Here is a 9776-nt window from a genome sequence, read left to right as displayed (position 1 = left end):
GGCGCGGCCTGCACATCGAGGTCGAAGTCGAGCTGTGCGTCGGCAATCAACGGCGCCAGATCCAAGGCGACGGCGCGGGTGACCTCGGCCCAGTCCTGCAACGGCATCTCGTCGACCTGCTGGCGCAGCTGCTCCACCTTGGCCAGCGCCAGCATCTGGTTGGCGACCTGCGTGGCACGGTCCACCGTGGTAGCGATCTCGGCCAGCGCCTGCATCGGCTCCACATCGCCCTGGCGCGCGCTCTGCACCTGGGTCTTCAGCACCGCCAGCGGTGTCTTCAGTTGGTGAGAGGCGTCGCGCACGAAGCGCTTCTGATACTCCAGCAACTCGCGCAAGCGCTCCACCACCTGGTTGGTGGCGTCGACCAGCGGCACCCATTCACGCGGGGCGTCTGGCGCATCGACCGGTGACAGATCGCCTTCGGTGCGCTCGCGCAGCTGGGCCGACAGTCGGCGCACCGGGCCGGTGGCTCGCTGCACAACCACCACCACCACGATCACGATGACGAGCACCAGCAAGGCCTGGCGCCACAGCGTTTCAGTCAAGACCTGGCGCGCCAGCGTATGGCGCAGTTCCAGCGTCTCGGCCACCTGGATGGTTGCCATGCCCTGGCCCGCCACGCCGGCCACCGGCTGAAGCAGCACGGCCACTCGGACCGGTTCGCCGCGGTAGTTGTCGTCATAGAAGCTGACCAGGGCGGCATACGGGCCGGTGCTGGGCAGCTCGCCGCGCCAGGCCGGCAGATCGGGGAAGCCGGACACCATCTCGCCGTCGAAGCCGCTGACGCGGTAGTAGATGCGGCTGCGGTTGTCGGCTTCGAAAGGCTCGAGCGCTGAATACAGCACGGTGGCGCGCAGCCGCGCCTTTTGGCCGTCGTCGCTGACCTCCAGCAATTCGCCGATCGATTTGGCTGAGGCCAGCAATGTCCTGTCGTAGGCCGTATCGGCCGCGCTCAGGGCCTGCTGGTAAAGGCTCCAGGTGTTGAAGCCGATCAGCACGATCACCGGCAGCAGGATGCCCAGCGTCAAGCGGCGACGCAAGGAACTGGGGCGGGGCGCGTTCATGTCTGAGCCTTCAGCAGATAGCCCAGGCCGCGCAGGGTCACGAGCTGGGCTCCGGTGTGTGCAATGCGCTTGCGCAGCCGATAGGCCACCACCTCGATGGCCTCCAGTTGCACCTCGGCTTGGCCCGGGAAGACCAGCTCAAACAGTCGCTCCTTGGCGATGGCGTGGCCTGGGCGGGCGAGCAGGGCGCGCAGCAGCGCGCTTTCACGCGGCGTGAGCTCCAGCACTTCGCCTTCGTGGTAGATGGCGCCACTCTCGCTCTCGACGCGCATGCCGCAGAAGCTGGCGCCCGGCGCGGCCTCACTGCCCGCGCCGGCGCCGCCGCCGGCGCGCCGGCCCAAGGCCTGCAAGCGGGCCATCAGCTCGTCCAGGTCGAAGGGCTTGGGCAGATAGTCGTCGGCGCCGACATTGAGGCCCAGGATGCGGTCGCCCACCGTGCCGCGCGCGGTGAGGATCAGGACCGGGCTCTTCAAGCCCTGGTCGCGCGCGCGGGCCAGCACGTCCAGGCCGTCGATGTCAGGCAAGCTGAGATCGAGCACCACGACGTCCGGCTTCCACTGCGGCCAACGCTCCAGCGCTGCGCTGCCGCTGTCGACGGCGAGCACCTGCAGGCCGCGGCGCTCGAAGCTGCGCGTCAGGCTCAACCGCATCGCCGAGTCGTCTTCAACCAAAAGCAGTTTCATGGCTGCGAGTCTAGGCGTGCAGCGGACCTAGCATTTCCCCTAGGGTGCCGGACAGCCGACTGACAGCGTGGACGGCGAGGATCCAGCCGTTCAATCCACAACAAGGAGACAAGCGCCATGCGTCGTGATGAGTTTCTCAAGACACTGCTGGCGGCTGCGGCCGCAACGACTCTGCCCCTGTCTGCTCAGGCAGCGGCGAATGTGAAGATGATGATTCCGGCCAACCCGGGCGGTGGCTGGGACACGACCGGCCGTGCGCTGGGCAAGGCGCTTCAGGATGCCGGCCTGGCTTCTTCGGTGACCTATGAGAACAAGGGCGGTGCTGCAGGCGCCATCGGCCTGTCGCAGTTCGTCAACGCCAGCAAGGGCGATCCGAATGCCTTGATGGTGATGGGCGCTGTGATGCTGGGCGGCATCATCACCGGCAAGCCACCGGTGACGCTGAGCCAGGCCACGCCGATTGCGCGCCTGACCAGCGAGTACAACGTGTTCGTGCTGCCGGCTTCTTCGCCGCTGAAGACCATGAAGGACGTGATCGAGCAACTGAAGAAAGACCCGGCCAGCGTCAAGTGGGGCGGCGGCTCGCGTGGCTCGACCGAGCACATTGCGGCGGCCATGCTGGCGCGCGAGGCAGGTGTCGATGCTGCCAAGATCAATTACGTGCCCTTTCGTGGTGGCGGCGAGGCCACGGCCGCCATCCTTGGCGGCAACGTAACGGTGGGCGGTAGCGGCTACAGCGAGTTCCAGCAGTACATCGAGAGCGGCAAGATGCGCGCTATCGCCGTGACTTCGCCGACCCGCCTGAAGGGCCTGAACATCCCGACACTCAAGGAGCTGGGCTACAACGTCGAGATCGGCAACTGGCGCGGTGTCTATGCGGCGCCTGGCATCAGCCCCGCACAGCAGAAGGTGCTGACCGACATGATCAGCAGCGTGTTCCGAAACAAGAGCTGGATCGAGTCGCTGGAGAAGAACGGCTGGACGCCGGCGCTGATGACGGGCAAGGCCTTCCACGACTTCGTCGATCAGGAGTTCGCGATGCTGCGGGCCGTGATGGTGAAGTCCGGAATGATCTGAGCGACAGCTGCGCTCCCCCGAGAGGCCGGCTGAAACTGCCGGCCTCTTTGCTTCTTGCCCCCTGAACTTTGAACTGTGGAGACGCCCATGAGCGAGTCTGCCCCGCGTTCGTCCCATCCCTACCAGACCCTGGTGGGGGTAGGAGCCCTGCTGATTGGTTTCGTCATGGCCATCGGCGCGATGTCCATCCCCTCCGAGGCGGGCTACTCCGGCGTCGGGCCGAATGCCTTGCCCTGGCTGGTGTCAGCGGCCCTGATCGTGTGCGGCCTGTGGCTGATCCGCGAGTCGCTCAGCGGCGGCTTCCGGCAGATGGAGACGCCTTCGGGCGCGGAAAGGGCCGATTGGAAGTCGGCGGCGTGGGTGGTGGCTGCGGTGGTGGGCAATGCCAGCTTGATCACGCACATCGGCTTTGTGCTGTCCTGCACGCTGTGTTTTGTGCTGGCCGTGCGCGGGCTGCGCCTGGCTGAAGGCAAGGCCGGCGGCGGCGGGCGTCAGCTGGCACTTGATGCCGTCACCGGCATGTTGATCGCGGCGCCGGTGTTCTGGCTTTTCACCAAACTGTTGGCCATCAACCTGCCGGGCCTCGCGCCTGGCGGCTGGATCTGAGGAGGGCTTGGCAATGGGCGATCTCTGGACGCAACTCCTGGGCGGCTTTGCAACGGCCGGCACACCGATCAATCTACTGTGGGCCTTCGTCGGCTGCGCCTTGGGTACGGCCATTGGCGTGCTGCCCGGTCTCGGCCCGGCCGTGACGGTGGCCATGCTGCTGCCTATCACCTCGCAGGTCGACCCGACCGCGTCGATGATCTTCTTCGCCGGCATCTACTACGGTGCCATGTATGGCGGCTCCACCACCTCCATCCTGCTGAATACGCCCGGCGAGACCGGCACCATGGTGACGGCGCTGGAAGGCTTCAAGATGGCCAAGAGCGGGCGTGCTGGTGCGGCGTTGGCGACGGCGGCCATTGGCTCTTTCGTGGCCGGCACCATCGCCACCGTGCTGGTGACGCTTTTCGCGCCGGTGCTGGCGGAGTTCGCCGTCACCTTGGGCCCGCCTGAGTACTTCTGCCTGATGCTGCTGGCCTTCACCACCGTCAGCGCGGTGCTGGGGCAGAGCACCTTGCGCGGCCTGACCTCGCTCTTCATTGGCCTTGCCATGGGTCTGGTGGGCTTGGACCAGATCACGGCCCAGGTGCGCTACACCGCGGGAATTCCTGAGTTCATGGACGGCATCGAGGTGGTGCTGGTGGCGGTGGGCCTGTTTGCGGTTGGCGAGACGCTCTACAACGCGCTGTATGAAGGCCGCAGTGTGCAGAGCCTCAACAAGATGAGCCGCGTGCACATGACGCGCAGCGAGTGGCGGCGCTCGGTGCCGGCCTGGCTGCGCGGCACCTTCATCGGCTTCCCCTTCGGCACCATCCCGGCTGGCGGCTCGGAGATTCCGACCTTCCTGAGTTATGCCGCCGAGCGCAAGCTCTCGAAGCACAAGGAAGAGTTCGGCACTGTCGGCGCGATCGAAGGCGTGGCCGGGCCGGAAGCCGCCAACAACTCGGCCGTGACTGCCACGCTGGTGCCGCTGCTGACGCTGGGCATCCCCACCTCGGTGACGGCAGCCATCCTGTTGTCCGCGCTGCAGAACTACGGCATCCAGGCCGGGCCTCAGCTGTTCCAGACCTCATCGACCCTGGTGTGGGCCTTGATTGCCTCGCTCTACATCGGCAATGTGATGCTGCTGGTGTTGAACCTGCCGATGGTGGGCTTGTGGGTCAAGTTGTTAAAGATCCCAAAGGCACAGCTCTACGCTGGCATCCTGATCTTCGCGACGGTGGGCGTGTACGGCATGCGCCAGAGTGCATTCGATCTCTACCTGATGCTGGCGATCGGCCTGCTGGGCGTGGTGATGCGGCGCTTCGACTTCCCGACCGCGCCGGTGGTGGTGGGCATGATCCTGGGGCCGCTGGCCGAGGCGCAGATGCGCAATGCGATCGCCATTGGTGACGGGCGCTGGAGCGTGTTCCTGGAGCGTCCGATGTCGCTCGGACTGCTGATCGTGGTGGCGCTGGTGCTGATCACGCCGCGCCTCCTGCGCTGGCATCGCCGCGCCTGAACCTGGCTGGATCGGGGTGACGGAGCGCTGGCTCCGTCTCTCGATCAGTCCTTGGCGCCGATGGCCAAGGCGCGCTGACGCTGTTGCTCAAGCGCCTGTGCATCTGGCGTCTGGCGTGTCGGCCAGCCTTGCAGGTGGCGCTCTGCCAGGTCGGCCAGCATGCGCATGCCGGCGTCGCTGTCATTCAGGCAGGGGATGTAGGCGAACTCTTTGCCGCCCGATTCAAGGAAGGCCTCGCGGGCTTCCTGGGCGATTTCTTCCAGCGTCTCCAGGCAGTCGGCAGCGAAACCTGGGCAGATCAGATCGACCTTCTTCAGCCCGGCTGCGGCACGTTCACGCAGCGTGGGTTCGGTATAGGGTTGCAGCCACTTGGCCTTGCCGAAGCGGCTCTGGAAGGTGACCAGGTACTGATCGCGGCTCAGCCCCAGGGCCTCTGCCAGCAGCCGGCCAGTCTTCAGGCACTCGCAGTGGTAGGGGTCGCCTAGGTGCAGGGTGCGCTCGGGCATGCCGTGGAAGCTCATTACCAGCAACTCCGGCTGGCCGTTGCGCCGCCAGTGTGCCCGCACGCTATCCGCCAGCGCGGCGATATAGCCGGTGTCATCGTGATAGCGGTTGATGAAGCGCAGCTCGGGCAGGTGCCGGGTCTGAAGTGCCCAGCGGGACACATCGTCGATGACGCTGGCTGTCGTGGCCCCTGAGTACTGCGGGTAGGCGGGCAGCACGAGCACACGCGTCACGCCCGCGGCACGGAGTTGGTTCAGCGTGTCGGCAATGGCGGGCTTGCCGTAGCGCATGGCTGGCTTCACCAGCAGGTGGTGGCCGCGCTCGCCCAGAAAGCCTTGTAGCAGCTTGGCCTGGCGCTCAGTCAAGACCCGCAGCGGCGAGCCCTCTGGCATCCAGACCGTTGCGTACTTGGCCGCTGATTTGGCCGGGCGCACGCGCAGGATGATGCCGTGAAGAATCAGCTGCCAGACCAGCTTGGGGATTTCGACCACGCGAGGATCGCTGAGGAACTGGCCCAGGTAGCGGCGCAGCGCTGGTGCCGTCGGCGCATCGGGCGTGCCGAGGTTGCACAGCAGCACCGCAGTCTTGGCTGCGCTGCCGTGGGAATAGTGCGGCTCAGGCTGGAAACGGGGCATGGGCAGGGGGAGCAGAGAGAAGAGGAACTCAGAGGGCGCCGCGGCTGGCTCCGGAGAGCAGGGGCTCGGTGTCGGCGAAATGCAGCACCTCGAAGCTGACGGTGGGCGAGCCGCCGCCGATGGGTGAGCCGCCCAGGCCGATGATGCCGCTGCCGTGCAGCGTGCAGCTGCCGCGGCGCAGGCTGATGATGTCGCCGGCCCCGCCAAAACGCACATAGGTGCCGTTGTAGCTGAGGTCGGTCAGCGAGAAGGAGCCGCCGTGCCAGTCAATGCGCGCATGCGATCGCGACACGCGGCCGTCGGTAATGCAATACGTGGCCTGCACGCTGCGGCCCAGCACGATGGGCATGCTTGCGATATCGAACACGCGATCGAGGTCCAGCCAGATCAGACGGATGCCATCGGGATCGACGCTGTCCTGCCGGACTTCACCGAACTGCGTGGCGATGGGGTCACCCTGATTGGGCTTGTCCAGGACATGCACATGGACCGGTTCGACGCGGCCACGAACCGTGATGCGGTCCAGGTTGCGAAAGCGCAGCTTCTGAGTACTTGGCAGACCGGCGAGGACTTCGGCCGTGACCAGGGTTTCGTTGTCGCCGGCATGGTCCAGCAGACGCGCTGCCACATTGACGGCGTCGCCGAAGCAGTCGCCGCTCATCTCGACCACTTCGCCACGCGCGAGGGCGACCTGCATCCGCAAGGCCCGGAGGCCGGGTGAAGCGCCATGCTGGCGGCCCTTGGCAACCATACGCTCAAGGATCTCGTGCATGCGAATGGCTGACTTCACGCCATCGCGTGGCGAATCGAAGACCGCCATCAGCCCGTCACCCAGCGTCTTGATCAGCTTGCCACTGCAGTCACTGACGGCTTTGCCAATCTGCCCCACCGTTTGCGTGACCACCGATGTGGCTTCGGCGTTGCCCAGAGTCTCGAAAAGCGCCGTGCTGCCGCGTAAATCGGCAAACAGAACGGTGCGTTCCCGGATGTGGGTCATGGGCAGGAGTGGGCTGAACGTGACAGAGTTCTCAGTGTAGCTGCGGTGAATGACAGTTGCCGGCCGAGTAAACGCGCAGATGCGCCCGATTGGTGCCTGATTACAGCGCTGGGCTACCTCAATAGAAAAGGGCTGGCAGAGCCAGCCCTTCATCATCCGCGCCGCTTTGCTGCACCTACTTGATCAATCAGAGATTGATCAAGCAGCGGCGCAGCTTGTGCCCGCGGCGCAAATTGTGATGCCGCCGCTCGACAACCCGCCATAGCGGGCCCTACGCCTCTCGGCAACCTTACAGGTTGTCCAGATACGTGCGCAGCTTGTCACTGCGGCTCGGGTGCTTGAGCTTGCGGATGGCCTTGGCCTCGATCTGGCGGATGCGCTCGCGGGTCACGTCGAACTGCTTGCCCACTTCTTCCAGCGTGTGGTCCGTGCTCATTTCGATACCGAAGCGCATGCGCAGCACCTTGGCTTCGCGCGGGGTCAGGCTGTCGAGGATGTCCTTCACCACATCGCGCAGGCCGGCTTGCATCGCTGCTTCGATCGGCGCGGTGTTGTTGGTGTCCTCGATGAAGTCGCCCAGGTGGCTGTCGTCATCGTCACCGATCGGCGTTTCCATGGAGATCGGCTCTTTGGCGATCTTCATGATCTTGCGGATCTTGTCCTCAGGGATCTCCATCTTCTCGGCCAGAGTCGGCGCATCCGGCTCAAAGCCGAATTCCTGCAAATGCTGGCGCGAGATGCGGTTCATCTTGTTGATCGTTTCGATCATGTGCACCGGGATACGGATGGTGCGGGCTTGATCGGCGATCGAACGGGTGATGGCCTGACGGATCCACCATGTCGCGTAAGTCGAGAACTTGTAGCCGCGACGGTATTCGAACTTGTCCACCGCCTTCATCAAACCGATATTGCCTTCCTGGATCAGGTCCAGGAATTGCAGGCCGCGGTTGGTGTACTTCTTGGCGATGGAGATCACGAGGCGCAAGTTGGCCTCGATCATTTCCTTCTTGGCGTCGCGCGAGGCCTTTTCGCCCTCGTTCATCTTCTTGTTGATGTCCTTGAGGTCATCAATCGGAACGACCGCCTTGGCCTGGATGTCCATCAGCTTCTGCTGCAGTTCCTGCACGGCAGGCAAGTTGCGGCTCAGCACGGCGCTGTAGGGCTTGTTGGCGGCGATTTCCTTCTCGGCCCACTGCAGATTCAAGGTGTTGGGCGGGAAGGTCTTGATGAAATGCTCTTGCGGCATGCCGCACTTGTCGACCACGATCTTGCGCAGTTCGCGCTCGTAGCGACGCACATCATCGACCTGGGAGCGCAGGATGTCGCACAGCCGCTCGATGGTCTTGACGGTGAAACGGATGGTCATCAGCTCTGCGCTGATCGCCTGCTGGGCCTTGTTGTAGGAGGCGGACTTGTAGCCATCCTTCTCGAAGGCCTTGCGCATCTTGTCGAAGTTGGTCGAGAGCGAGTCCAGCTTCACCAGTGCAGCGTTCTTCAGCTCTTCCAGCTTCTTTGTCAGCGCCTTGGATCCACCGTTGCCGTCGTCGTCATCCTCTTCATCGAACTCGTCGAAGTCTTCTTCGGCCACGTAGTCGTCGGCTTCGTCGTTGGAGACAAAACCATCGACGGCTTCGGAGATTTGCATTTCGCCAGCGCGAATCTTGGCGGCTGTCGACAGGATCTCGGCAATCGTCGTCGGCGAGGCGGAGATTGCCAGCATCATCGCCTGCAGGCCACCTTCGATTCGCTTGGCAATCTCGATTTCGCCTTCGCGCGTCAGCAACTCAACCGTGCCCATCTCGCGCATGTACATGCGCACAGGGTCGGTCGTGCGGCCGAACTCTGAGTCCACAGTGGACAGCGCGGCCTCAGCCGCTTCCTCGGCTTCTTCCTCGGTGGCGGTGCTGGTGTTGTTGCCCTGGATCAGCAGCGTGGCGGCATCCGGTGCCTGCTCATAGACCGCAATGCCCATGTCGTTGAGCATGGAGATGATGGCCTCGAGGATTTCCTCGCTGACCAGCTTCTCGGGCAGGTGGTCGTTGATTTCCTGATGGGTCAGGAAACCACGCGTCTTGCCCATCTTGATCAGGGTCTTGAGTTCCTGACGACGCTTGGCGACTTCTTCTTCGGTCAGCGCGGTCTCGTCCAGGCCGAACTCGCGCATCAGCGCGCGCTCCTTGGCTCGGCTGACCTTCATGCGCAGCGGCTTGGCCTTGGGCTTGTCGTCGGCCACTTCTTCGACTTCGGCCTCGGCCTCCACCTCAGTCTCGCCTTCGATTTCGGCCTCCAGGTCGCTGAAGTCCTCTTCTTCGACTTCGGCCTTGCCGGCCTTCTTGCTGGTGGTTTCTGCCTTGGGCTTGCGGCCGCGCTTTGGCTTGTCTTCCGTGCCGCTCGGCTCCGCAGCGACCTTGCTCGTCTTGCCCGCAGTCTTGGCTGCAGCAGCCTTGCCGGCCTTGGCGGCTGGCTTCTTGATTTCTTCGACTTCGGCAGCGGCGCTGGCCTTGGGCGCGGTCTTCTTGGCAGTCATGCAGATCCTTGCGTGGATGTTGGGCGGGCAATGCAGCAGCCGCCCGGGGCCCCGTACATCGCAATCCAGCGAAGCGTGGCCCAGGCGGCTTTCATGCGCCGGTCAACGCCCTCGTTCATTCGAGGGCAAATGTCCGGCGTGGCGCGTGCAAGCTTGCGTGAACGTTTGTAATTGCAGCCCTG

8 protein-coding genes are annotated in these 9776 nt (G+C 64.4%); 3 read left to right on the top strand and 5 right to left on the bottom strand.

The annotated features are described in order from the left end of the window. Both ACIQ67_RS08140 and ACIQ67_RS08135 read right to left on the bottom strand, forming a co-directional pair. Nucleotides 1-1064: sensor histidine kinase N-terminal domain-containing protein (locus tag ACIQ67_RS08140; RefSeq protein ID WP_397533861.1), on the bottom strand; the 1064-nt coding region annotated here is incomplete at its 3' end. Continuing rightward, nucleotides 1061-1747: a response regulator transcription factor gene (locus ACIQ67_RS08135; RefSeq protein WP_397533860.1), complete on the bottom strand. Its 687-nt coding sequence runs from the start codon at nt 1745-1747 to the stop codon at nt 1061-1063. The genes ACIQ67_RS08140 and ACIQ67_RS08135, both read right to left, overlap by 4 nt. Nucleotides 1748-1864: 117 nt before the next feature. Here ACIQ67_RS08135 and ACIQ67_RS08130 point away from each other — a divergent pair, with 117 nt between their 5' ends. The 3 genes from ACIQ67_RS08130 (at nt 1865) to ACIQ67_RS08120 (ending at nt 4931) form a co-directional block, all read left to right on the top strand. After that, nucleotides 1865-2824, top strand: coding sequence for a Bug family tripartite tricarboxylate transporter substrate binding protein (locus ACIQ67_RS08130; RefSeq protein ID WP_397533859.1), 960 nt, complete (start codon nt 1865-1867; stop codon nt 2822-2824). Nucleotides 2825-2911: 87 nt separating this feature from the next. Further along, on the top strand, nt 2912-3430 hold the full coding sequence (locus tag ACIQ67_RS08125; RefSeq protein ID WP_397533858.1) for a tripartite tricarboxylate transporter TctB family protein: 519 nt from the start codon (nt 2912-2914) through the stop codon (nt 3428-3430). Between the two features lie 13 nt (nt 3431-3443). After that, nucleotides 3444-4931, top strand: coding sequence for a tripartite tricarboxylate transporter permease (locus tag ACIQ67_RS08120; RefSeq protein WP_397533857.1), 1488 nt, complete (start codon nt 3444-3446; stop codon nt 4929-4931). 44 nt (nt 4932-4975) lie between these two features. Here ACIQ67_RS08120 and hemH read toward each other — a convergent pair whose 3' ends face one another. The 3 genes from hemH to rpoD form a co-directional block, all read right to left on the bottom strand. After that, the gene (hemH, locus tag ACIQ67_RS08115) at nt 4976-6070 is read right to left on the bottom strand and encodes a ferrochelatase (RefSeq protein WP_397533856.1); all 1095 of its coding nucleotides are present in this window, start codon (nt 6068-6070) and stop codon (nt 4976-4978) included. 28 nt (nt 6071-6098) lie between these two features. Beyond that, on the bottom strand, nt 6099-7067 hold the full coding sequence (locus ACIQ67_RS08110; protein ID WP_397533855.1) for an adenylate/guanylate cyclase domain-containing protein: 969 nt from the start codon (nt 7065-7067) through the stop codon (nt 6099-6101). Nucleotides 7068-7356: 289 nt separating this feature from the next. Further along, complete coding sequence (rpoD, locus tag ACIQ67_RS08105; protein WP_397533854.1) at nt 7357-9594, bottom strand: RNA polymerase sigma factor RpoD; 2238 nt, start codon at nt 9592-9594, stop codon at nt 7357-7359. Nucleotides 9595-9776: the final 182 nt, after the last annotated feature.

It is taken from the genome of Roseateles sp., from assembly GCF_044373315.1.
GTDB lineage: Bacteria > Pseudomonadota > Gammaproteobacteria > Burkholderiales > Burkholderiaceae_C > JACDQM01.
The sequence above is the reverse complement of the archived record's forward strand: the minus strand, read 5'-3'. Positions and strand labels throughout refer to the sequence as shown.

Coding starts and splice junctions, on each gene's coding strand:
- ACIQ67_RS08135 (WP_397533860.1), bottom strand. CDS start 1,747: ATGAAACTGCTTTTGGTTGAAGACGACTCGGCGATGCGGTTGAGCCTG.
- ACIQ67_RS08130 (WP_397533859.1), top strand. CDS start 1,865: ATGCGTCGTGATGAGTTTCTCAAGACACTGCTGGCGGCTGCGGCCGCA.
- ACIQ67_RS08125 (WP_397533858.1), top strand. CDS start 2,912: ATGAGCGAGTCTGCCCCGCGTTCGTCCCATCCCTACCAGACCCTGGTG.
- ACIQ67_RS08120 (WP_397533857.1), top strand. CDS start 3,444: ATGGGCGATCTCTGGACGCAACTCCTGGGCGGCTTTGCAACGGCCGGC.
- hemH (WP_397533856.1), bottom strand. CDS start 6,070: ATGCCCCGTTTCCAGCCTGAGCCGCACTATTCCCACGGCAGCGCAGCC.
- ACIQ67_RS08110 (WP_397533855.1), bottom strand. CDS start 7,067: ATGACCCACATCCGGGAACGCACCGTTCTGTTTGCCGATTTACGCGGC.
- rpoD (WP_397533854.1), bottom strand. CDS start 9,594: ATGACTGCCAAGAAGACCGCGCCCAAGGCCAGCGCCGCTGCCGAAGTC.